19 protein-coding genes are annotated in these 22,197 nt (G+C 72.1%); 8 read left to right on the top strand and 11 right to left on the bottom strand.

The window, feature by feature from the left end; all coding sequences use genetic code 11:
* Positions 1-91: 91 nt before the first annotated feature.
* Positions 92-1,006: an SDR family NAD(P)-dependent oxidoreductase gene (locus ACWBNA_RS22105; RefSeq protein WP_482706170.1), complete on the bottom strand. Its 915-nt coding sequence runs from the start codon at positions 1,004-1,006 to the stop codon at positions 92-94.
* A gap of 82 nt (positions 1,007-1,088) precedes the next feature.
* On the opposite strand from ACWBNA_RS22105, the gene ACWBNA_RS22100 reads away from it, so the two are divergent.
* Positions 1,089-2,024 (top strand): cyclase family protein, encoded by a 936-nt coding sequence (locus ACWBNA_RS22100; protein WP_482706169.1) that lies wholly within the window; start codon positions 1,089-1,091, stop codon positions 2,022-2,024.
* Positions 2,025-2,434: 410 nt separating this feature from the next.
* On the opposite strand, the gene ACWBNA_RS22095 is transcribed toward ACWBNA_RS22100, so the two are convergent.
* From ACWBNA_RS22095 to ACWBNA_RS22085, 3 genes are all read right to left on the bottom strand, one after another.
* Positions 2,435-2,896, bottom strand: a complete 462-nt coding sequence (locus tag ACWBNA_RS22095; RefSeq protein WP_482706227.1) for an ATP-binding protein — start codon at positions 2,894-2,896, stop codon at positions 2,435-2,437.
* Between the two features lie 518 nt (positions 2,897-3,414).
* Positions 3,415-4,326: an acyl-CoA dehydrogenase family protein gene (locus ACWBNA_RS22090; protein ID WP_482706168.1), complete on the bottom strand. Its 912-nt coding sequence runs from the start codon at positions 4,324-4,326 to the stop codon at positions 3,415-3,417.
* A gap of 1 nt (position 4,327) precedes the next feature.
* Positions 4,328-5,482 carry an acyl-CoA dehydrogenase gene (locus tag ACWBNA_RS22085; protein ID WP_482706167.1) on the bottom strand — a complete coding sequence of 385 codons (1,155 nt, stop codon included), beginning with the start codon at positions 5,480-5,482 and terminating at the stop codon, positions 4,328-4,330.
* Positions 5,483-5,625: 143 nt separating this feature from the next.
* Here ACWBNA_RS22085 and ACWBNA_RS22080 point away from each other — a divergent pair, with 143 nt between their 5' ends.
* On the top strand, positions 5,626-7,146 hold the full coding sequence (locus tag ACWBNA_RS22080) for a class I adenylate-forming enzyme family protein (protein ID WP_482706166.1): 1,521 nt from the start codon (positions 5,626-5,628) through the stop codon (positions 7,144-7,146).
* 14 nt (positions 7,147-7,160) lie between these two features.
* On the opposite strand, the gene ACWBNA_RS22075 is transcribed toward ACWBNA_RS22080, so the two are convergent.
* Together ACWBNA_RS22075 and ACWBNA_RS22070 are read right to left on the bottom strand one after the other, a co-directional pair.
* Positions 7,161-7,673, bottom strand: a complete 513-nt coding sequence (locus ACWBNA_RS22075) for an EF-hand domain-containing protein (RefSeq protein WP_482706165.1) — start codon at positions 7,671-7,673, stop codon at positions 7,161-7,163.
* Between the two features lie 162 nt (positions 7,674-7,835).
* Complete coding sequence (locus ACWBNA_RS22070; RefSeq protein WP_482706164.1) at positions 7,836-8,216, bottom strand: STAS domain-containing protein; 381 nt, start codon at positions 8,214-8,216, stop codon at positions 7,836-7,838.
* A 355-nt stretch (positions 8,217-8,571) separates the two neighbouring features.
* On the opposite strand from ACWBNA_RS22070, the gene ACWBNA_RS22065 reads away from it, so the two are divergent.
* Positions 8,572-9,153, top strand: a complete 582-nt coding sequence (locus ACWBNA_RS22065) for a sigma-70 family RNA polymerase sigma factor (protein ID WP_482706163.1) — start codon at positions 8,572-8,574, stop codon at positions 9,151-9,153.
* Positions 9,150-10,595, top strand: a complete 1,446-nt coding sequence (locus ACWBNA_RS22060; RefSeq protein WP_482706162.1) for a zf-HC2 domain-containing protein — start codon at positions 9,150-9,152, stop codon at positions 10,593-10,595. The genes ACWBNA_RS22065 and ACWBNA_RS22060 overlap by 4 nt, the downstream gene beginning before the upstream one ends.
* 94 nt (positions 10,596-10,689) lie before the next feature.
* Here the strand turns inward: ACWBNA_RS22060 and purU are convergent, their stop codons facing one another.
* Positions 10,690-11,571 carry a formyltetrahydrofolate deformylase gene (purU, locus tag ACWBNA_RS22055; protein ID WP_482706161.1) on the bottom strand — a complete coding sequence of 294 codons (882 nt, stop codon included), beginning with the start codon at positions 11,569-11,571 and terminating at the stop codon, positions 10,690-10,692.
* A gap of 46 nt (positions 11,572-11,617) precedes the next feature.
* Positions 11,618-12,118: an SCO4402 family protein gene (locus ACWBNA_RS22050; RefSeq protein ID WP_482706160.1), complete on the bottom strand. Its 501-nt coding sequence runs from the start codon at positions 12,116-12,118 to the stop codon at positions 11,618-11,620.
* Between the two features lie 117 nt (positions 12,119-12,235).
* Here ACWBNA_RS22050 and ACWBNA_RS22045 point away from each other — a divergent pair, with 117 nt between their 5' ends.
* Complete coding sequence (locus tag ACWBNA_RS22045) at positions 12,236-13,543, top strand: ABC transporter substrate-binding protein (protein ID WP_482706159.1); 1,308 nt, start codon at positions 12,236-12,238, stop codon at positions 13,541-13,543.
* A 95-nt stretch (positions 13,544-13,638) separates the two neighbouring features.
* Here the strand turns inward: ACWBNA_RS22045 and ACWBNA_RS22040 are convergent, their stop codons facing one another.
* Positions 13,639-15,279, bottom strand: coding sequence for a hypothetical protein (locus ACWBNA_RS22040; RefSeq protein ID WP_482706226.1), 1,641 nt, complete (start codon positions 15,277-15,279; stop codon positions 13,639-13,641).
* A gap of 749 nt (positions 15,280-16,028) precedes the next feature.
* Positions 16,029-17,414 carry an NsdA family TPR-like regulatory protein gene (locus ACWBNA_RS22035; protein WP_482706158.1) on the bottom strand — a complete coding sequence of 462 codons (1,386 nt, stop codon included), beginning with the start codon at positions 17,412-17,414 and terminating at the stop codon, positions 16,029-16,031.
* A gap of 284 nt (positions 17,415-17,698) precedes the next feature.
* On the opposite strand from ACWBNA_RS22035, the gene ACWBNA_RS22030 reads away from it, so the two are divergent.
* From ACWBNA_RS22030 to ACWBNA_RS22020, 3 genes are all read left to right on the top strand, one after another.
* Positions 17,699-18,361, top strand: a complete 663-nt coding sequence (locus tag ACWBNA_RS22030; protein ID WP_482706157.1) for a bifunctional DNA primase/polymerase — start codon at positions 17,699-17,701, stop codon at positions 18,359-18,361.
* A 109-nt stretch (positions 18,362-18,470) separates the two neighbouring features.
* Positions 18,471-19,265 carry an ABC transporter ATP-binding protein gene (locus tag ACWBNA_RS22025; protein WP_482706156.1) on the top strand — a complete coding sequence of 265 codons (795 nt, stop codon included), beginning with the start codon at positions 18,471-18,473 and terminating at the stop codon, positions 19,263-19,265.
* Positions 19,262-20,860 (top strand): transporter, encoded by a 1,599-nt coding sequence (locus ACWBNA_RS22020; protein ID WP_482706155.1) that lies wholly within the window; start codon positions 19,262-19,264, stop codon positions 20,858-20,860. Before ACWBNA_RS22025 ends, ACWBNA_RS22020 begins: the two co-directional genes overlap by 4 nt.
* Before the next feature lie 201 nt (positions 20,861-21,061).
* Here ACWBNA_RS22020 and ACWBNA_RS22015 read toward each other — a convergent pair whose 3' ends face one another.
* On the bottom strand, positions 21,062-22,030 hold the full coding sequence (locus tag ACWBNA_RS22015; RefSeq protein WP_482706225.1) for an alpha/beta fold hydrolase: 969 nt from the start codon (positions 22,028-22,030) through the stop codon (positions 21,062-21,064).
* Positions 22,031-22,197 lie beyond the last annotated feature (167 nt).

The raw sequence follows: 22,197 nt of genomic DNA, 5'->3' as shown, positions 1-22,197 counted from the left end.
ACGCCGGACGAGTCCAACCTCGTGGGGGCGCGAGGAACTGCGCGACCAGCCGCACCAAACCCGCAGCCGCCCTGCGACCCGCACCCCAGGGCTACTGGGCGTTCGGCCGCGAACCATCCCGCGCCGCCCTCTCCATCCCCGCCACCTGCGACAGCATCGGCATCGGATCCACCCCGACCGACCCCGGCAGGAACTCCGCGATCCGCTCCGGCGTCCAGGACCCCTCCGCGTACGCGGCCCGCAACTCCCGGGGCTGAGCCCACACCGCGATCTTCGGCCCGGCGATCGTGTACACCTGCCCCGTGATCCGCTGCTCCCTCGCGCGGTCCGACAGCAGGTAGACCACGAGCGCGGCCACGTCCTCGGGTTCACCGATCTCGGTCAGCTCCACGGGAACGTTCGCCGACATCCGGGTACGGGCCACCGGCGCCACCGCGTTGGCGGTCACCCCGTACTTGTGCAGGCCGAGCGCGGCGCTCCGCACCAGCGAGATGACGCCGCCCTTCGCCGCGCTGTAGTTGGCCTGCGACACCGAGCCCTGGTGGTTGCCGCTGGTGAAGCCGATCAAGGTCCCCGCCCGCTGCTGCCGCATCACCGCCGACGCCGCCCGGAACACCGTGAACGTGCCCTTGAGATGCGTGGCGATCACCGGATCCCACTCCTGCTCGGACATGTTGAACAGCATCCGCTCGCGCAGGATCCCGGCGACGCACACGACCCCGTCGAGCCGTCCGTACGAGGTCAGGGCCGCGTCGACGACCCGCTGTCCGCCCGCCATCGTCGAGATGTCGTCGGCCACGGCGATGGCTTCGCCGCCCGCCGCCGTTATCTCCTTGACGACGGACTCGGCGATCTCACTGGTCGGGGAGCCGCCGTCCATGGAGACGCCGTAGTCGTTGACGACGACCCGCGCCCCCTCGGCCGCCGCGCCCAGCGCCACCGCCCGGCCGATGCCCCGCCCGGCGCCCGTCACCGCGATCGCCTTGCCTGCCAAGAAGTTCCCCACGCCGGCCCCTTCCCGCGGTTTCTGACGGACCGTTAGATTCTATGACCCGTCAGATGTGTGGACACAAGCCCCGGGAGCAGAGATGTCCTTGCCCGCACTCCATCCGGCGTTTCACGACATCGCCAAGCGCGTGAACAACTGGGGCCGTTGGGGGGACGACGACGAGATCGGCACCCTCAACCTGATCACCGACGAGGTGGTCCGCGAGGCCGCGACCTGCGTCCGGAGCGGGCTGCGGGTGCCCCTCGCGCTCCCTCTCCAACAGGACGGCGTCCAGACCGGGATGATGCCGGGCCGGGTCAACCCGCTGCACGCCATGGTGCAGATCAACCAGGAGATCTTCGGCCCGGGGACGGTGGCGTGCAGCGACGACGCCGTGACGATGGGCCTGCAGGCCGCCACCCACTGGGACGCGCTGACCCACGTCTCGCACTCGGGCCGGCTCTACAACGGCCGCCCGGCCGGCACCATCACCCCGCACGGCGGCGCCGAGTTCAGCGGCATCGACAAGGCCCGGCACATCGTCTCGCGCGGGGTGCTGCTCGACGTGGCACGCGCGCGCGGCGTGGACCGGCTCGACGGTGGCCACGCCGTCACTCCCGAGGACCTGGACGCCGCCGAGGAACTGGCCGGTACGCGCGTGCGTGCCGGTGACGTGGTGCTGGTACGGACCGGGCAGATCCAGGTGTACCTGGCGGGCGACAAGCCGGCGTACGGCCATCCGTCGCCCGGCCTGTCGATCCGCACCCCCGAGTGGTTCCACGCGCGCGATGTCGCCGCGGTCGCGAACGACACCCTCACCTTCGAGATCTTCCCGCCCGAGGTCGAGGATCTGTGGCTGCCCGTACACGCGCTCGACCTCGTCGAGATGGGCATGCTCCAGGGCCAGAACTGGAATCTCGAAAAGTTGTCCACAGCCTGTGGAGAAGCGGGCCGGTACGCGTTCCTGCTGTCGGCAATGCCCGAACCCTTCGTCGGCGCCACGGGAACCCCGGTGGCGCCGGTCGCGATCCTCTGAGCCCCCTGGGCCGTCGGGCGGCGGCGCGCGACTGCCCGCCCCGAGCACGGCATCGCGCGCCACCGACCGACTCCGGCGCACTGTCCCCCACCGGTTCCTCCTGGCCCTGAAAGAACCGACGCCGAATCACGACCCACACTCGTCGAGGGCTCCCGTCACCGGAACCCTCGGCGTCCCCTCGCGGCGAATCGCTGACCACCAGCGTGTTCAACCCGTCACGTGGCGTCAACACCTGTTCGGGGATTTACCACTTACGCCCTACTTGTCGTGGGCGCGCACAGAAGCACGTCCCGGCGCACGGATTCACCGCCGATCAAGGACGACAGCACTTTCTGCGGCCGTGCACCGGGTCGTCGGGCAGGCGACCAGGCCCGGTCCGCGAGGACCGCCTCGACGGCCGTGCGCGCCGGTCACACGGCTTCGAACGCCAGCCCCTCATACGCCGAAGCGCCGCCACCGTAGGTCGTGGTCCCCTCCTGGGGTGCGCCGCACCGGTCCAGTTCGCACCAGATGCGTTTGCCGGCGCCTTCGGGGCTCCAGCCCCAGCGGTCCGCGAGTCCGTCGACGAGGGCGAGTCCCCGGCCACCGGTCTCCTCGCCGTCGGCGCATCGCGGTACCGGGGCACGCTCGCTGCGGTCGGCCACCTCGAGGCGTACGGTGGCCGGTTCGGCCTCCAGCGGCGGCAGGGTGAGTCGCAGCACGGCCGGACAACCGGTGTGCACCACGGCGTTGGTGACCAGTTCGGAGACCAGCAGGATCAGGATCTCGGCCAGCGGCTCGTCGTCCCCTATGCCGAACCCGGCGAGGCGCGAGCGGGCCCACCTCCGGGCTCGCCCGACCTCAGAGGGGTCGGGCCGGATCTCCAGCTGCACTTGAAGCACCTGCACCGCTCACACCATCCGAACCGGCGGACACATAGCCTCGCGCCTCACGAGGGCCACGATCGTAGCCATTTTTTGCATGGCCAGAACAATGGCCAAAGCCGGGGTCACGGAACGTGAATCCCTTATGAGACAGCATGGTTGACGTACAGTCACCCCAACAAGCGCTTCGGGCATATTCCAGCGCGAAGGAGTACCCGTGCGCCATACTGTGCGACGCTCGTAGAGGGAAGTCGAACAAGCAGGGGACGACGGCCCTCCTGCCCTGCGAACAGCGGCGCGCACCGCCGGATCCGGAGCCGCCCCGAAGGCGACACCGGCATGGCTCGTGCTCGGAACCATTCGCATCTCACACAAGGTACCGGAGCGACCGACCGACTCCGGGACGTGACGAGTCACACTCAGGACACAACCCGATATCAACGCTCCGTGATTCCGGTATGCCACAATCCGCGACATCCGTCCCGGCCGCCGCGGCGACACCCCAGCCCACTCCGCCTCTTCGCCGCTCAGCCCACCAGATCGGCCGCGAGGACGTCCTCACTCTCCGTGTTCGCGCCGCCACGTTGAGCCCGCACCCAGGCCCGTTTCAGATGCAGGTGCACCTCGCTCTCCCAGGTGAACCCCATCCCGCCGTGCACCTGGAGACAGTCCCGGGTGCCGTGCACGGCGGCCTCGTCGGCGAGCAGCCGGGCCGCCGCGATGTCCACCGGGTCGGCGGTGACCGCCGCCGCGTACACGGCCGCCCGGGCCACCTCCGCCCGCACCAGCATCTCGGCGCACAGGTGCTTGACCGCCTGGAAGGCCCCGATCGGCCGCCCGAACTGCTCACGGGTCCGGGCGTGTTGCACGGCCAGCTCGCACGCGCGCGTGGCGGTGCCGAGCTGCTCGGCCGCGGTCAGGAGTACGGCGACGGGATCCGGGGAGCCCGGGGCGGTGACGGGGCCCCGGGAGCGCCCGACGGCGCCGGGTGAGCCCCCGGCGGTCACCCGGTGCAGCGGCGTCAGAGGATCCACCGACCGCATCGGTACCGCGCCGGCCGCCTCCCCCCGTACGAGGTCCGCCTCCGCCAGCCACTCCACCAGGCCCCCGTCGACGGCGGTCACGACCACCTCCCCCGTCGCCGCCCCCGGCACGCTCCCCGCCGCGAGATGCGTGGCCACCAGCGGCCCGGGCAGCAGTGTCCGCCCCGCCTCCTCGAAAACCAACACCGCTTCGGGCAGCCCGAGTCCGACCCCGCCCTCCGCCTCCGGCAGCCGCAGCGCGAAGAACCCGGCCGCGCCGAGCTCGCGCCACAGCGCGCGGTCCAGCCCCGGCGCCGCCACGGCCGCCCACAGCGCCTCGCGGTCGAAACGTCGCGCGAGCAGCTGCCGTACGCCGTCCCGCAGGGCTCGCTGGTCGTCCGTCAGCCGGAAACGCACGTCATCGTCCCTTCGGCAGCCCGAGGATCCGCTCGGCCACGATGTTCCGCTGGATCTGCGAGGTCCCGGCGGCGATGGTGTACGACAGCGACGACAGGCGGTCGAGCACCCACGGCCGGTCGAGGTCGAGACAGTCGGGGCCCAGGACGTCGGCGGCGGCGTCGTAGAGCCGCTGCCGGGCCTGCGAGTACCGCAGCTTGAAGACCGAGCCCCCCACACCCGGCACGCCGCCGCTCGCCTCGGCCTCGCTCACGTTCCACTGCGTGAGCCGCCACAGGGCGCGGAACTCGGCTTCCAGCCGGCCCAGCCGTCGCCGGAGCGCGGGATCGTCCCAGCGCCCGTTCCCGCGTGCGGTGCGGGCGAGTTCGCCGAGCACGCGCCGGCAGGCCACGACCTCGCCGACGAAGGCCGTGCCGCGTTCGAAGGACAGCGTCACCATGGTCACGCGCCAACCGTCGTTCTCGTCGCCGACCCGGTTCGCGACCGGCACCCGCACCTCGTCGAGGAACACCTCGGCGAACTCGGCCGACCCGGCGAGGGTCCTGAGCGGCCGTACGGTGATCCCCGGGGCGTCCATCGGCAGGGCGAGCCAGGTGATGCCCCGGTGCTTGGGGGCGTCCGGGTCGGTGCGCACCAACAGTTCGCACCAGTCGGCGACTTGGGCGTGCGAGGTCCAGATCTTGGAGCCGGTCACCACGTAGTCGTCGCCGTCCCGGCACGCGCGCGTGCGCAGCGCCGCGAGGTCGCTCCCGGCGTCCGGTTCGCTGAAGCCCTGGCACCAGACCTCCTCGCCGCGCAGCACGGGCGGCAGCCAGCGCGCCCGCTGCCCGGGTGTCCCCTCGGCGGCGATCGTCGGCCCCGCGTGCAGCAGTCCGACGAAGTTGGCGCCCACATAGGGCGCGCCGGCCCTCTCGGTCTCCTCCAGGAAGATCAGGTGCTGGGTCGGGGTGGCGCCCTGTCCGCCCGCGTCGACGGGCCAGTGCAGTCCGGCGTATCCGGCGTCGTGGAGCATGCGCTGCCAGCCGAGGTCGTAGGCGCGGCGCCCGGGCCAGTCGTCGGGCGACGGCTTCGGGGGCAGCGTGGGCAGCACCTTCGCCAGCCACTCCTTCAGCCGCGCCCGGAACTCCTCCTCTTCGGGCGAGTACGCGAGATCCACCAGCGGCCTCCCGGGAGAGTTACCTGACGCTCCATCAGATACGACTCCCGGGAAGGCTAGCCCCGCACCTCTGGACCGACAAGGCGGCGAGCCCTACGCTCTGCCCACCATCTGACTATCCGTCAGCTTCACAGGGGGCCGTTGTGAACGACACCGCCCACGCGCTCGGCGCGTCCCGCACCCTCTGGGACCTGGTCACCCGCCGCGCCGACCTCACCCCCGACCGCCCGGTCCTCCTCCAGGAGGAGCGCGCGCTGAGCTTCGGAGAGCTGCGCGACCGGTCCGAGCGGGTCGCGGCGGGCCTGTACGGCCGGGGCGTACGCCCCGGCACGGTCGTCGCCTGGCAGTTGCCCACCCGCATCGAGACGGCCCTGCTGTCCTTCGCGCTGGCCCGCCTGGGCGCCGTACAGAGCCCGGTCATCCCGTTCTACCGGGACCGCGAGGTCGCCTTCGCGCTGCGGGAGTCGAAGGCGGAGTACTTCGCGGTGCCGGGCGAGTGGCGCGGCTTCGACCACACGGAGATGGCGCGGCGACTCGGCGCGAAGGGGATCATCGAGGCGTACGACCGCCTGCCCGACGGCGACCCCTCCGCGCTGCCCGAGCCGCCCGCCGAGGGCACCTCGGTCCGCTGGATCTACTGGACCTCGGGCACCACCTCGTCCCCCAAGGGCGTCCTGCACACCGACCGTTCACTGATCGCGGGCGGCTCCTGCCTCGCCCACGCGCTGCGGCCCACCGCGTCCGACGTCGGTTCGATCGCCTTCCCGTACGCCCATATCGGCGGCCCCGACTACATGGTGATGCTGTTGCTGTACGGCTTCCCGGCGGTGATGTCCGAGCAGTTCGCGCTGCCGGACGCGCTGGAGGAATACCGCGGGCACGGGGTGACGATGGCGGGCGGGTCGACGGCGTTCTACTCGATGTTCCTGGCCGAGCAGCGCAAACAGCCGGGCGTCCCGGTCATTCCCTCCCTGCGACTGCTCGCGGGCGGCGGGGCGCCCAAGCCGCCGGAGGTGTACCACGCCGTCGTACGGGAGATGGGCGTGCAGCTGACCCACGGGTACGGCATGACCGAGGTGCCGATGATCACGATGGGGGCGCCGGACGACACCCCGGAGCTGCTGGCGACGACGGAGGGGCGGCCGCCCGAGGGGATGGAGATACGGATCGTGGACGGGGAGGTGCGGTTGCGGGGGGAGGCCGTCTGCCGGGGCTACCTGGATCCCTCCCAGAGCGCCGAGGCCTTCGACGAGGAGGGGTTCCTGCGCACCGGGGACCTCGGGCGGCTGACGGACGCCGGCCATCTGGTCCTCACCGGGCGGCTCAAGGACGTCATCATCCGCAAGGGCGAGAACATCTCGGCGAAGGAGATCGAGGACCTGCTGCACCGGCATCCGGGCATCGGTGACGTGGCCGTGATCGGGCTGCCGGACGCGGAGCGCGGGGAGCTGGTCTGTGCCGTGGTCGAGGCGGCGCAGCAGGCTTCGGCGGCCGAGGAGTTGACCCTGGACGCGGTGACGTCGTATCTGCGCGCCGAAGGGCTGTCGACGCACAAGCTGCCGGAGCGGCTGGAGGTGGTGGACGCCCTTCCGCGGGGCGAGACCCTGCGGAAGGTACTCAAGTACAAGCTCAGGGAGCGCTTTTCAGGTCGCGCGGGGACGTGAGGCCGCGGTCACGGTCACTCGGGGACGGTGAAGTACCGCGCGAAGGCCGTCACGATCTCGGTCTCGCCGACCTTGCCGTCGCCGTCCGCGTCGAGTGCCGTCGCGGCGGTCTGGGCGATGTCCTGGGGGACGCCCAGGATCCGGAGCACGCGCGCGGTGTCCTCGACGGTGGCCGCGCCGTCCCCGTCCGGGTCGGCGACGGCGAGCGCCGCGTGCAGGAAGGGCCGGGCGATCTCGGCGAAACCCTCGGAGTTGTCGCGCAGGCGCTTGACCGCGCCGCCCACGAACTCCTCGCGGGTGATGCGCTGGTCACCGTCCCGGTCCGCTATGCCGGCCATGCCCTGCCAGAACGCCTCGGCACCGAGGTACAGGGCCTGTCCCTTGTCGGAGCGGGCCGCCGTGCCGAACTCCGCGAGCAGCGCCTTGGCCGCCACGTTGAAGTCCCCGCGGTCGATGTAGCCGTTGCCGTCCTGGTCGAAGGTGGCGAACCGGGCGGCGATCCTGCGCTCGTACTCGCTGCTGACCATGTCTTCTCGTGCCGCCTTACGTGCTGACGTGGGAGTGCGAGGCCCTCCGCCTCGCCACGGAGCGTACGACGTGGAAGGCCCTCGGGGCGCGGGAAAGTGACCCTTGTGCCAAGACCGGGGGAATTTCGGGACAACGGTGTGGCACAGCCGTACGACCCGTCCTCACGCCGAGAGCGGATCGGCCTCGGTGCTCACGGCCGAGTCGAGGTCCGGATGGACGTCGAACAGCCGGCGGACGCCGAGCGCGCCCAGGACTCTGTTGACGTGGGAGCCGTCCTCCGCACCCCGGGCCGGGAGGATCAGGCGCAGTTGCCCCTGGCAGGAACGGATGAGGCGGCGCGAGGCGATGAGGACGCCGACGCCGCTGGAATCGCAGAAGAAGACCTCGGAGAGGTCGAGGACGATGCTGTGGCCGCCCTCGGCGATCACGTCGTGCACCCGCTGACGCAGCACGGGCGACGTCACCAGGTCCAGCTCGCCCGACACTTGGAGCACGGCCCACTCGCCGTGCCCACCTCCGGTCACATTGAACGCCACCACCATGCCCTTCGCTCGCCGGAAAGCAAACGGAAGCTGTCCCTACGCTTCCTTGCAGCGCGGCTGCCCAGCGGCCGTTCCCTGAAACACGGGCCCAGAAACGGTAGGAAGTCGAAAGAGGCTTGTTTCCGCCGTATTCGATCCTGTTCGATCAGGTCTGATCGGTCGTAGCGGGGGGTAAGCGCCGCCAAGGCTCCCGCCACAGTCCCCGCCAAGGTCCACTACCACCTCACGACCGCCGGGGGCGCGCATTGGAACAAAGGGGCGTGCACGGCCGGAAGTGCCGACTACATTCGAGGAGACAGTGGGCGCAGGCTTGACACAGACACAAGCCGGGACACAGGCAGGCCGAGGGGGCCGTATGGCGAAGAAGGACGCACCGCCCCGCTGGGACCGCAAGATGCAGCAGCGGCTCGCACGCGGTGAGGCGGCCGCCCTCGGCGAGCTCTACGACCGCTTCGCCTCCCTCGTGCACGGCCTCGCCCACCGCGTGCTCGGCGACGAACGCGCCGCCGACGGCATCACCCGCGAGGTCTTCACCCACGTCTGGGAACACCCCGACGCCTACGACCCCAAGCAGGGTCCCCTGCGCACCTGGGTGGCCACCCTGACCCACCGCCTCGCCGTGCAGCGGCTGCGCGCCACCGAGACCGCCGCCCTGACCCGGGACGGCCACGGCACCGCCGAGGACCTGGAGCGCAAGGTCCGCCACGCCTCGGTCGCCGCCCGCGCCGACTACATCGTCCAGTCCATGCCCGCGCCCCTGCGCGCCGCCCTGGAGCTCGCCTACTTCCAGCGCCGCGACTACCGCCAGACCGCCGCCGACCTCGGCGTCACCGAGGACGAGGCCCGCCGCCGGCTCCGCCTCGGCCTGCAACTCCTGTCCACCGCCCACGACGCCGGAGGACCCGGGGCACCTCCCGGATACGGGGGTGCGGCATGAGCGGAGCGGGCCGGTTCGAGGCGTACGACGAACACGACGACGAGGAAGCGGCAGGGCAGGAAGGCCGGGAGGGCGACGACGGCTCCCGCAAACCGGACGACGACAGGCCCGACGACAAACCCGACGACAAGGGCGCCGGCCAAGACGGCTCCGGTGGTGGCTCGGACGGTGGCTCAGGTGGACGGCACGGCCCCGGCGGCACCCCCGACCCCGGTCGGTCACCCCGCATACCCATGCCCCGTGCCTCCGTCGAGGACGGCGGCCGGCCGCTGCCCGCGCTGGAGGAACCGCCGCCCGTCCTGGAGCACCACGTCCTGAAGGCCCTCCTCGGAGCGTGGGCGCTGGCCGCCTGCTCGCCGGAGGAGACGATGGCCGTCGAGGAACACCTCGGCGACTGCGGAAGCTGCGCGGACGAGGCTCTGCGCCTGCGCGAGGCGGTCGGCCTGCTCCAGCGCCCCGAGAGCCTCGACCTCGACCCCGGCCTGCGCACCCGTGTCCTGGACGGCTGCCTCGACCGGCGCCCGCCCCGCATCCCGGTGCCCGTCTGGGCGACGCCGTACGACGCCGAGACCGCCCGCCTGGACGCCCTGCTCCAGGACATAGGCGACGCCGAGTGGCACACGCCCGTGCGGCTGCGCTGGTTCCGGGCCGACGAGGCGACGAGCCGTCGTACCACCGTCGCCGGGGTCATCGCGCACCTGCTCACCGTCGACGGGCTGGTCGCGCTCGCCCTCGGCCTCGACGACCCGCTCGGCGACGTCACCGCCGACGCGCCGACACCGGCCGCGCGGACCGAGGCGTACTGGCGGGCCTCGCACTTCCCGCCGACCCGGTCGGTGCGGCTGCCCTGGCGTGAGCAGAGCCACGACCTGGTCCGCACGGTGTCCTTCACCGGAGGCGACACCTCCCGCACGGCTGAAACCGAGCCCGGGGCGGGCGGCGGCAGGCTGGCCGTCCCGTACGGCGCCTTCGAACTGCCGCTGCACGACGCGATGCTGGACCGGGCCTTCGAGTGCTGGGTGCACGCGGAGGACATCGCCGAGGCGGTGGACTACCCCTACGGCCCGCCGTCCCCGCGCCACCTCAACCGCATGATCGACCTCGCGGCCCGCATGCTGCCCACCGCGCTGGCCGTACGCCGCCGGACCGGGCTGGCCGCCCCCGCCCCCGGCCGGCACCTCGTACCGGTCGGCGAGCCGGGCCGCAGCCTGCGCCTGGAGATCGAGGGACACGGCGGCGGCGAGTGGCTGATCCCCCTGGACTCCCCCGGCGCGGTGGGCTCCGCGGAGCACGAGGTCGCCCATGTCGCCCTGGACGGCGTGGAGTTCTGCCGACTGGCGGCCGGTCATGTGTCGCCTCAGGAGGCGGCTGCCGGACAGCTGGGAGACCGGGAGGCGATCAGGGATGTGCTGTTCGCGGCGGCGAGCTTGAGCCGGATGTAGGGGCGGGTTGCCGGTTCGCGGGCGGCTGCGGGTGCGTGGGGGCTGGTCGCCACGACCACCCGCAGCCGCCCGCGAGACAGAACCCCCCGAACTCCTAGGCGAACACGACCGTCCGGCGCCCGTTGAGCAGAATCCTGCGCTCCGCGTGCCACTTCACGGCCCGCGCCAGCGCCTGGCACTCCACGTCACGTCCGATCGCGACGAGCTGGTCCGGCGTCACGTCGTGGCCGACGCGCTCGACCTCCTGCTCGATGATCGGGCCCTCGTCGAGTTCGGCGGTCACGTAGTGCGCGGTGGCGCCGATCAGCTTCACACCGCGCGCGTGCGCCTGGTGGTACGGCTTCGCGCCCTTGAAGCTCGGCAGGAAGGAGTGGTGGATGTTGATGATCCGGCCGCTGAGCTGCTTGCACAGGTCGTCGGAGATGACCTGCATGTAGCGGGCGAGCACGACCAGCTCGACGTTCTCCTGCCGCACGAGTTCCAGCAGCTGCGCCTCGGCCTGCGCCTTCGTGTCCTTGGTCACCGGAATGTGGTGGAAGGGGATGTCGTACGACCCCACGAGCTCGGCGAAGTCGGTGTGGTTGGACACCACGGCGGCGATCTCCACCGGCAGAGCGCCGATGCGCGAGCGGAAGAGCAGGTCGTTCAGGCAGTGGCCGAACTTGCTGACCATCAGCACGATGCGCATCTTGTCGTCGGCCCGGTGGATCTGCCAGTCCATGTGGAAGGCGTCACCGATCGCCGCGAAGCTGGCCCGGAGCTTGTCCACGTTCACCGGCGCCTCCGCCGAGAAGTGGACCCTCATGAAGAACAGTCCCGTGTCGTGGTCACCGAACTGCTGACTGTCCTCGATGTTGCACCCGGTCATGAAGAGGTAGCTCGACACGGCGTGCACGATGCCCTGCTTGTCGGGGCAGGAGAGGGTGAGGACGTACTGGTCGGAAAGAGCGACGGTTCGGCCGGACTGCGCATTCATGCAGCACAGGGTCCCATATCCGCCCCGTGGCCGTCCCGCCGTCCCGCTACGCAGACCGGGTCAGGATCCGCAGCACCTCGAGCGTGCGCGGCGGCGTGTCCGGGTCCTCCCCGTCGGCCACCGCCATCCGGACGTGCGCGTCACGCGCCGCCCGGACCGCGTCCGGCCAGCCCTCGTGATCGACGTAGACGGAGACCGGGGCGTCCGGCCCGACCTGGTGCATGATCCGCAGCACCCGCAGGACGGCGGTGTCGACGAGGGCCGCCTCCTGGGAGTCCCGGAAGATCGTGCCGACGTACTTCTCGGCGGACCAGTTGTCCAGCCAGGTGTCCTCCACCAGGCGGTACACGGCGTCCGTGACGTCCCCGTACCCCTCGGTACCGGCCAGCCAGACGTTCTGCTGGAACGCCGGATCGGAGAGCATGTGCAGCGCCGAGCGCACATTGCTGCGCCAGCGCCACCAGGGCATGTCGTTCTGAGGCATGTCGCCCATGGTGGACGAGCGACGGCCGCGACGGGAAGAGTTCTCCGAACCTTGCACGGTCATCGATCGTACGTTCCTCGCCTCAGGGGCCTCACCTGCCCCCGTTGTTCACCCGTGCGTCACCCTTCCATAACCGAAGGTCACTTCCGGGTTAGTGATGTGAGGGAAGCGTGTGTGCCCATGACAGGCAGGCGACGTATCCGCAGCACCCTCCTCCCCACGTCCATCCGGCCCGGCAGAGCCACCGCCCTGGCCGCGGGGGCGCTGGTGGCCTGCGCGTCGCTGACGGCCGGTTGCGGGGTCGTCCCCGGTGCCACGGGGGGCTCCGGGGGCGACCCGATCAAGGTCATGACCTGGGCCCCGCAGGGCACCGAGGCGACCAACAAGCCCGGCATGCCCGCCTTCGCGCAGGCGTACGCCCGCTGGATCAACGCCCAGGGCGGCATCAACGGCCGCAAGCTCACGGTCCTGACCTGCAACGACCGCAACGACAGCGTGGCCGCGGCGAGGTGCGCCCGGCGCGCGGTCAAGGAGGACGTCGTCGCCGTCGTCGGCTCCTACAGCCAGCACAGCGACTCCTTCTTCCCGCCCCTGGAAGGCGAGGGCATCCCCTACGTCGGCGGCTACGGCGCCACCACCGACGAGTTCACCAGCCCCCTCTCCTACCCCGTGAACGGCGGCGCGCCCACCCTCCTGGCCGGCCTCGGCAAGGCCCTCGCCCCGAGCTGCGGGCCCGTGACCTTCGTACGGCCCGACACCATCGCCGGCGACGAACTGCCGGGCCTGCTCGACTCCGGCCTGAGGGCGGGCGGGCACGCGGTCGCCGAGGACCTGCGGGCGGCGGAGGACGCCACCCAGTACTCGGAGCAGTCGGAACGGGCCCTGCGCAGCTCCACCACCGATCCGGCGAAGAAGGGGTGCGTGGTCCCCGCGATCGGCGACCGCACCGGAACCTTCATGGACTCCTTCCGCCGCGCCCGCGACGAGTATCCGCAGGTGCGCACCGGCACGGTCCTCGGCAGCGTCGACCAGACGGTGATCGACGCCTCCGGCGGGCGGTCCGGGCCGTACGAGGGGTCGTACATCACCGGCTGGTACCCGGTGGAGACCGACGCCCGCTGGGACGCGATGAAGAAGGTCATCAGCGAGAAGGCCTTCGGCGACAACCGGATCGACCCCGCCGACGCCGGTGTGCAGACCACCTGGATCGCCTACACGGTGCTCAAGGCGGCCGTCGAGTCGCTCGGCGACGGGGAGGTGAGCGCCGACTCCGTGCGCAGGGCCCTGGACAACGGGCTCCAGGTCGACACGGGCGGGCTGACGCCGACGCTCCGCTGGGAGTTCCAGGCCCGACTCGCGTCCGTCGGCTTCCCGCGCCTGGTCAACACCGAGGTGACCTTGCAGGTCGTACGGTCCGGGCGGCTGGTGTCGGCGAAGAAGGGCTTCACCGACGTGACGGCCACGCTGAAGGACGCGCAGCTGAGCTGAGGGGCCGGGCTGAGGAGCCGGGCCGACGACTGGGCCGGCGGGCCGGGCTGAGGGGCCGGATCCCCTCAGCCGTGGCCCGCCGGCCGAGGCCCGGATCACAGCTGGGTCGGCTGGCGCTCCGTCAGGCCGTACTGCTTCGCGATGGTGTTCCACAGCCGGGCGGCCCTGGTCTTCTCGGTGCTGGCGGTGCCGCTCGCCTGGTTGCCGGCCTGGGTCTGGGCGGTGGTACGCGCCTGTCCCTTCTTGCAGCCCTTCTTGCCGGCCGCCTGGTCGGCCCACGCCGCGTAGTGGTTGTCGGCCGACGCGGACGCCTTCCACGCCTTGGTGAGGGCGTCGGTCAGCGCGGCGTTGTCGGGCAGCTTGTCGACCGTGACCCCCGAGAGCCGGGTGACCAGGTCGGTGCGCTGCTGTGCCGCGTCCCGCAGGTCCTTGGCCGCCTGGCCGAGGTTCTTGCAGGACTTCACGTTGGCCACCGCGTTGATCACGGCCGTACGGCTGTCACCGCTGTCCGCCAGCAACTTGTCCAGCGCGACGGCCTGTTCGCGGGCCGGGTCCGCCGACGGCGAGGCCGACCCGTCGGTCGCGGGGGCCGTCGCCGAGACGGTCTGCTTCTTGTCGGCGTTGTCGTCACTCCCGCCACCGGCGAGCAGCGCACCCGCGCCGATACCGAGGACGACGATGCCGATCCCGACGGCGGCGATCAGCGGCAGCCGCGAGCCGGAACGGCCGCCACGGCCGCCACCCCGGCCGTCGTCGTCGTACGTGGGGACCTCGGGCGGACCTGCGTACGACGGCTGCGCGGGCTGCTGGAAACGCGGCATCTGCTGGGTCGCCCCGGCCTGGGCCGCACCGGCCGGTCCACTGCGGAAGAGGTTGTCGAACTCGGCGGGCGGCTGCCGGTCCCCGCCCGTCTGCCCGGGCACGGGCGGGATGTACTGCGTGGCCTCGGCATCGGGACCGGACGCGGGCGGCATCGGACCGGCGGACGGCATCGGACCGGCGGTGGACCGGTGACCCGCTCCGGCACGGGGGCCGCCGCCCTGCGGGGCACGGCCGAGGAACTGCGTCGACTCCCCGGGCGACTCGGCGTGCACCTCGGGCGGCAACGCCCCGGGGCCCACCGGCGGTATGTACTGCGTCGCACCCTCGTCGGCGGCCTGCGCGGCCGTTGGCCCCGGATACTGCGGGCCCCCGCCCTCCCCGGCGGCCGGCACCGGCGGGAGGTACTGGGTGGCACCCTCGTCGGCGGGCGGCATCGGGGCGGCGTGCCCGCCACCGTGCACGACAGGCGGCGGGGAAGCGTGCGCGCCACCGTGCCCCGGCGCCGGAAGGGCGGCGTTCGCAGCACCGTGCCCTGCGGTCGGCTGGGACGCGCCACCGCCGGGAGAGCCGTACGGGTCGGCAGCGGGCGGCAGAGGCGCCCCGGCGCCGGGAGAGCCGTAACCGTCGGCGGACGGCAACGAAGCCCCCTGAGCGGACGGCTGAGCCGCCCCGGCACCAGGAGGACCATAGGCGTCGGCAGGCGGCAGGGAGGAACCCTGACCCGACGGCTGAGACGACCCCGCGCCAGGAGAGCCGTAAGCGTCGGCAGACGGCAAGGGGGACCCCTGGCCGCCGCCGTGGCCGGCGGTCGCAGCGCCGTAGGCGTCGGTACCGGGCGGGCCGTACTGGCCTGCGGGCGGCGGGGGAGAGCCGTACGAGTCGGCGCCGTACGCCTGTGTTCCTTGGGACGGCAGGGTGCCGGACGGCTGCTCCCAGGACTGGTCGGGTGAGCGCCACGACTGGTCGGGCGAGCTCGACCAGCCCTGACCCGGCGGCGGGGCCGGAGCCTGGTGCTGGTCGGGGCCCCACGGCGTGCCCCAGGCCTGACCGCCGGCCGGACCGGACATCGGGCCGGACGGCGAACCGGGCGAAGGCGCGTGGCCACCGGTGGTGCCGGTCTGCTGGCCGCCGTACTGGCCCTGACCGCCGTATTGACCCTGACCGCCGTATTGGCCTTGGCCGCCACTGCCACTGCCGCCGCCGTGTTCGCCTTGGCCGCCGTATTCGCGTGGCCGGCCGTAGGCGTCCTGGCGGCCGTTCTCGCCCTGGCCGCCGGGTGCGTTCTGGCCGCCGTAGCCGTTCTGGCCGCCGTAGCCGCTGTTTCCGCCGTATCCGCCCGTCATTCCCGGCAGCAGGGGTTCCCCGCCGTCGGAGGGCAGCACGATGCCTTCGCGCGCCTCACGCGGCGAGGGCTCCTCGCCCTGTCCACTCTGCGTCACCGGGACTCCTACGAATGGGGGACCTTCGGAATCGTCGGCTCACGCTACCGGGTCCCCTGAGCCGGGTGCCACGCAGCTCATGACGTGACCTGCGCGCCTGTGACGGCGGTAACAGATCACCATGCGCCCGGTGACAGAACCGGTCCCCCATCCGCTATATACAGGCCCCCTTCGCCTCCGGTGCCTTCGTTTCCCTGTTGTTCACGCTCCGGTACCTCGTGCTCTCACGCCGCCGCCTGAAGGTCCACCCGGGCCCCGAACTCCCTTACCACCGACTCGTCCCGGTACGGCTCCAGCCGCTGCTGGAAGTCGTCGAGATACTCGGCGCCCCGGTTGGAGCGGAGGGTCTCCAGCAACTCCACTGCTTTCATGCCGGTGTTGCATGCCTGCTCCACCTCCCGCTGCTGCACCTGCGCACTGGCCAGCAGGACGTAGCCGATGGCCCTGCGACGGGCCCGCGACTCCGGATGCCCGGCCAGCGACTCCCGCGCGCACCGCGCCGCCGCCTCGGCCTGTCCCAGGTCCCGGTGGCAGTGCGCCAACTCGTCGGCGAGGTAGGCCTCGTCGAAGTGCGCGATCCAGGCCGGGTCGTCCCCGGCGGACGGGTCCGCCTGCTCCAGCGCGCTCACCGCCCGCCCGGACGCCACCTGGGCCGCCCTCACGTCGCCCATCAACGCGTGCCCCCGGGCTTCCGCCGCGCAGAACATCGCCTCCGCGCGCGGAGTGACCTGCCCACGCGCCCCCTCCTGTGCCGCTCGCGCCAACTGAGCGATCTCCCGCGGGTTTCCGAGCTGCGCGGCGAGGTGGCTCATGGAGGCGGCGAGCACGTACCCGCCGTAGCCACGGTCGCCCGCCGCCTGCGCGAGCCGCAGGGCCTGGATGTAGTAGCGCTGGGCGAGGCCCGGCTGGCCGGTGTCGACGGCCATGTAGCCCGCGAGCTCGGTCAGTCGGGCGACCGCGGCGAAGAGGTCGCGGCCGACCGCCTCCCGGTAGGAGCCGGCCAGCAGGCCGGACACGACGCTGTTGAGGTAGTGCACGACGACCGGGCGCACGTGCCCGCTGCCGTACTGGTGGTCCAGGTCGCTCAGCGCCTGGGTCATCGCGCGGACCGCCGCCACGTCGGACTGCCCCACCCGCGGCCCCGCCGAACGCGCCACCTGCGAGTCGGGCGAGGAGATCAGCCAGTCGCGGCTCGGCTCCACCAGCGCGGACGCGGCGACGGAGGAACCGGACAGGAAGTCCCGGCGGCCCACGTCACTGCGCCACAGCTCGCACACCTGCTCGATGGCTCCCAGCACCGTCGGCGAGAACTGGAGGCCGACACCCGAGGCGAGGTTCTTGCCGTTGGCCATGCCGATCTCGTCGATCGTGACCGTACGGCCGAGTTTGCGGCCGAGCGCCTCCGCGATGATCGCCGGGGCGCGTCCGCGTGGCTGCTGTCCGCGCAGCCAGCGCGCCACGGACGTCTTGTCGTACCGCAGATCGAGACCGTGTTCGGCGCCGCACATGTTGACCCGGCGGGCGAGCCCCGCGTTGGAGCAGCCCGCTTCCTGGATGAGCGCCTGCAACCGTTCGTTCGGCTGCCGCGCGACGAGAGGCCTTGCGGCCATGGCGTACCCCCTGTGGCTGCGGTGCCTGCCCACGCACCGAGTTGACGTGTCTTCCACCGAAAATTTCCGGCCGTGAAGATCAGTGCCCCGCCGAGAGAGCGAAAATGCGAGGCATGCGAGGATTGCCGGGGTAAAGGCGGATGCCGCCCCCACACCTGGCTACCCAGCCCACGCCTCGCTTCCTCCTGCGCGCCCCCACACATGCATCCATGCGCCCCGGATGCGGAATCGATGCTCCTCCCCCGCGCGCGCTACGCCCGTAACCCGAGGTGGGCGCGGGAGTTGTGTTCAGCGTGGAAGAGACGATCGCGGGCACGCAAGCCGCTCAGATTCCGAAGCAGCGCGGGGAATCGCTGCTGGAGACAGCCGTACGCTACGCCGAGGAGCGCCACTGGGACGTCTTCCCCGGCACCTGGCTGGAAGCCGTCGAAGGGGTGCAGTGCTGCTCGTGCGGCGACGCCGCGTGCGCCGTACCCGGCGCGCATCCGGCGCGTGAGGACTGGGCGACGCAGGCGACCGGCAGTGCGACCGTCGCCCGGCGGATGTGGCAGAAGCAGCCGACGGCGTCCATCTTGTTGCCGACGGGGCGCACGTTCGACGCGATCTCCGTGCCGGAGACGGCGGGGTTTCTCGCGCTGGCGCGGATGGAGCGCATGGAGTTGACGCTGGGGCCGGTGACGTTGACGCCGGATCGTCGGATGCAGTTCTTCGTGCTGCCCGGGGCCTCGGTGAAGGTGCCGGATCTGGTGCGGAAGCTGGGCTGGTCGCCGTCGTCGCTCGACCTCGACGCGCTGGGTGAGGGTGACTACGTTGCCGGGCCGCCCACTCGGTTCGGGTCCCGGGGGGCCGTGCAGTGGGCCTGCAGGCCCACCCCGGCCAACCGCTGGCTTCCCGACGCGGAGGAGTTGATCTCACCGCTGGCCTACGCGTGCGGTAGGGATCGGTAGTTTCGCGGCCGCAGGTCGTTCACGGGGTGCTCGCGCCCACGCGGCGGAGCCGCACACCGGACACGGTCCCGCGCCCCTTGACGGCGTTGCTCCACCGTAGGGTTCGTGCATGACGTCGGGAGCAGTGACGGGTGCAGCGGCCGTGCGGGTGCGAGGGCTCTGGAAGCGGTTCGGGCAACAGGTCGCCGTGGCGGGGATCGATCTGGATCTGCCCGCCGGGAAGTTCATCGGGCTCGTCGGGCCCAACGGGGCCGGGAAGACCACCACGCTCTCCATGATCACCGGATTGCTGCGGCCCGACCACGGGTCGGTCGAGGTCGTCGGGCACGACGTGTGGCGGGACCCGGTCGAGGTGAAGGCACGGATCGGGGTGCTGCCGGAGGGCCTGCGGCTGTTCGAGCGACTGTCGGGGCGTGAACTGCTCGCCTACTCGGGGCGGTTGCGGGGGCTGCCCGGGGCCGAGGTCGACAAGCGGGTCACGCAGCTCCTCGACGTCCTCGACCTGGCCGGCGCGCAGCACAAGCTCGTCGTCGACTACTCGACCGGCATGCGCAAGAAGATCGGGCTCGCCGCCGCCCTCCTCCACAACCCCGAAGTCCTGTTCCTCGACGAGCCGTTCGAAGGCGTCGACCCGGTGTCCGCGCAGATCATCCGGGGTGTGCTGGAGCGCTACACCGCCTCCGGCGCCACCGTCGTCTTCTCCTCCCACGTCATGGAACTCGTCGAGTCGCTGTGCGACTGGGTCGCGGTGATGACCGCGGGCAGCATCCGCGCCCAGGGAACCCTCGCCGAGGTCCGCGGCGACGCGCCCACCCTGCAACGGGCGTTCCTCGAACTCGTCGGCGCAAACGGCCGCGACACCGGCTCCCACCTCGACTGGCTGGGCGGCGGGACGACCCGATGAGCGCCGTGACGACCTCCATCACCCCCGTCGTCGTCCGGCTGAAGCTGTCCCTGTTGCGCAACGGGCTTCGGCAGTCCAGTGGCCGGCGGGCCGCCTACGTGGCCTCGGTCGTCGCCGTCCTCCTCGTCTCCGTGGCACAGCTGATCGGCCTGATCGCGCTGCGCGGGCACGCGCACGCCGCGTCCGTGGTGGTGCTGCTGGTCGCGCTGCTGGCGGCCGGCTGGGCGGTGATGCCGCTGTTCTTCCCCGGCGGCGACGAGACCCTCGACCCCACCCGCCTGGTGATGCTGCCGCTGCGGCCCCGCCCGCTGGTGCGGGCGCTGCTCGTGTCCTCGCTGGTCGGCATCGGGCCGCTGTTCACGCTGTGCATGCTGGCCGGTTCCGTCGTGTCGGTCGCGCACGGCGGTGTGGCGTACGTCGTCGGGGTCGTCGGAATCATCCTCGCGCTCCTGGTCTGCGTGGCGCTCGCGCGGGCCGTCGCCGCGGCCAACCTCCGGCTGCTGACCAGCCGCAAGGGCCGGGATCTCGCGGTGCTGAGCGGACTGGTCATCGCGGTCGGGGCGCAGGTCGTCAACTTCGGCGCGCAGCGGCTGGGTTCCGGTGGCCTCGGCCAGCTGGACGGGCCGGCCGACGTGCTGAAGTGGGTGCCGCCCGCGTCCGCGATCGGGGCGGCGGACTCCGCGAGCGAGGGGTCGTACGGCGTCGCCGTCCTCCAACTCGCCCTGACCGCCGCCGCCCTGGTGGCCCTGCTCGCCCTGTGGTCGCGGCACCTGACCCGGCTGATGACCGCGCCGGACGGCTCCACGCTCCAGTCCGCCGACTCCGGCGCCAGCGAGCGGACCTCCACCGGCCTGTCCCGGCTGCTGCCCGCCGGGCGCACCGGCACGGTCATGGAGCGCAGCCTGCGCTATGTGTGGCGCGACCCCAAGACCAAGGCGGCCTGGGTGACGTCGCTGGCCATCGGTCTGATCGTGCCGGTGTTCAACGCCTTGCAGGGCACCGGCTCGATCTACTTCGCCTGCTTCGCCGCCGGGATGCTGGGCGTGCAGATGTACAACCAGTTCGGACAGGACACCTCCGCGTTCTGGATGGTTGCGCTGACGATCTCCTCGACCCGGGACGCCTACGTCGAACTGCGCGCCCGCGCGCTCGCCCTGCTGGTGATCACGCTGCCGTACGCCACCCTCGTGACCGTCCTGACGACGGCGCTGCTCGGCGACTGGCCGAAGCTGCCCGAGGTGCTCGGGCTGTCGTTCGCCCTGCTCGGCGCGATGCTGGCGACCGGCGCGTGGACCTCCGCCCGTTTCCCGTACTCCATCCCGCAGGAGGGCTACAAGAACGTGGCCCCCGGGCAGTCCGGGCTCGCCTTCATGGCCATCCTGGGCGGCATGGTCTCGGCGGCCCTGCTCTGCGCCCCCGTCATCGTCGGCACGATCTGGCTGAACGTCAGCGAGGGCGGCGCCGACTGGAGCTGGCTGCTGCTGCCGGTGGGCACGCTCTACGGGACGGCCATCACCGTGGCGGGCCTGCGACTGGCAGCCCCGCGCACGGCACGGCAGCTGCCGGAGATCCTTACGGCGGTCAGCAAGGGGTGACCGGGGCGGGGACAGGGTTTGGACGAGACCTTGGAACGGGGCCGTGCAGCCCGGCCCTTGGGCGGCGCCCCCAGGGGCGCGGGGAACTGCGCGACCAGCCACCGAACACCCGCACTCGGCACAGCGCACAGACCCCCACCCCCGTGGCCGCCGGCCCGCCGGGCCTTGCCGCCCGTTCCGGGCGAGCTCTGAGGGCCCGTGTCAGCCCGTGAGGTCGGTGAGGACCGTGTCCAGGAAGGGCTCGACCGCGCCCCGCCAGGCGTCCGGCTGGTCGTAGTGCACGAGGTGGCCGGCGTCGGCGACCTCCGCGTACTGGCCGCGGGGCAGTACGCGGACCATCTCCTGGGCCTCGGCGCGGCCCAGCTCGCCGTCGAGACCGCGGACGACGAGGGCGGGGCACTCCACCTGGGCGAGCTCCTCCCAGTGGGCGTCGTACACCCAAGTCTCGCGGGACTCGAGCATCTGCTCCGGGTCGAAGACGGGGCGCCAGCCGTCGGGGGACTCCTGCATGACCTCGGCGTAGAACTCGCCGCGGGCCGGGTTCGGGCGCTCCACCCAGGGGTCGTCCTCGCCGAACCACTTGCGGACGTCGGCGAGTGTGGCGAAGGGGACGGGCCAGGCCTTGAACCAGTCCTCCCACTCGCGCTGCGAGGCGGCGCCGAGTGCGGAGGCCCGCATGTCGCAGATGACCACCCCGCGGACCAGGTCGGGACGCTTGGCGGCGAGCTGCCAGGCGGTCAGGGCACCCATGGCGTGGCCGATGAGGACGGCCGGTCCGAGCCCGAGCTGTTCGAGGGCGGCCTCGGCGTCCTCGACGTACGCCACCCGCGTGTAGGACGCCCGTGGGGGCTTGTCGCTCCGGCCGTGGCCGCGCTGGTCGAGGGCGACGGCGCGATGCCGCTCGGAGAGCCAGCGGGCGGTGGACGCCCAGTGCGAGGCGCGGCCCATCAGACCGTGCAGTAACAGCACGCCGGGGGCCCGCTCGGCCTCCCCGGGGCCGGACTGCGGGGGCACCGTCCGCTCGGCCGCGGCCTGTTTCGGTACGTCGTGCTGCCGTAAGCCGTTCTGCTTCGGTACGTCCTTCGCGGGGTCGGTCTTGGGAGGGTCGCCGAACTCCCAGGCGGCGAGGCGTACGCCGCCCGCCCCGATCACGTCGATGCGTCGCGCCACTGGTCCTGGCACCCCCCTAGCTCCGCTCGGACCCGTTCGCTCCCGCTCCAGGCGGCGGGTCCTGTGAACCGCGTCCTGCCCTGCCGTGTCTGTCGTTCCTACCCCACACCTCTGAAGCGCAGGTTCCGCCTGGTGCGTCACCCGCAGAGCATCCAGCTTATCGAATA

Source organism: Streptomyces sp. Q2, from assembly GCF_056820935.1.
This window is presented reverse-complemented; position numbering and strand designations above follow the sequence as displayed.

Bases quoted from the DNA above. Each gene is read 5' to 3' on its own strand.
- ACWBNA_RS22045 (WP_482706159.1), top strand. From the start codon at position 12,236: ATGACAGGCAGGCGACGTATCCGCAGCACCCTCCTCCCCACGTCCATC.
- ACWBNA_RS22020 (WP_482706155.1), top strand. From the start codon at position 19,262: ATGAGCGCCGTGACGACCTCCATCACCCCCGTCGTCGTCCGGCTGAAG.
- ACWBNA_RS22100 (WP_482706169.1), top strand. From the start codon at position 1,089: ATGTCCTTGCCCGCACTCCATCCGGCGTTTCACGACATCGCCAAGCGC.
- ACWBNA_RS22025 (WP_482706156.1), top strand. From the start codon at position 18,471: ATGACGTCGGGAGCAGTGACGGGTGCAGCGGCCGTGCGGGTGCGAGGG.
- ACWBNA_RS22050 (WP_482706160.1), bottom strand. From the start codon at position 12,118: ATGACCGTGCAAGGTTCGGAGAACTCTTCCCGTCGCGGCCGTCGCTCG.
- ACWBNA_RS22035 (WP_482706158.1), bottom strand. From the start codon at position 17,414: ATGGCCGCAAGGCCTCTCGTCGCGCGGCAGCCGAACGAACGGTTGCAG.
- purU (WP_482706161.1), bottom strand. From the start codon at position 11,571: ATGAATGCGCAGTCCGGCCGAACCGTCGCTCTTTCCGACCAGTACGTC.
- ACWBNA_RS22070 (WP_482706164.1), bottom strand. From the start codon at position 8,216: ATGGTGGTGGCGTTCAATGTGACCGGAGGTGGGCACGGCGAGTGGGCC.
- ACWBNA_RS22065 (WP_482706163.1), top strand. From the start codon at position 8,572: ATGGCGAAGAAGGACGCACCGCCCCGCTGGGACCGCAAGATGCAGCAG.
- ACWBNA_RS22060 (WP_482706162.1), top strand. From the start codon at position 9,150: ATGAGCGGAGCGGGCCGGTTCGAGGCGTACGACGAACACGACGACGAG.
- ACWBNA_RS22075 (WP_482706165.1), bottom strand. From the start codon at position 7,673: ATGGTCAGCAGCGAGTACGAGCGCAGGATCGCCGCCCGGTTCGCCACC.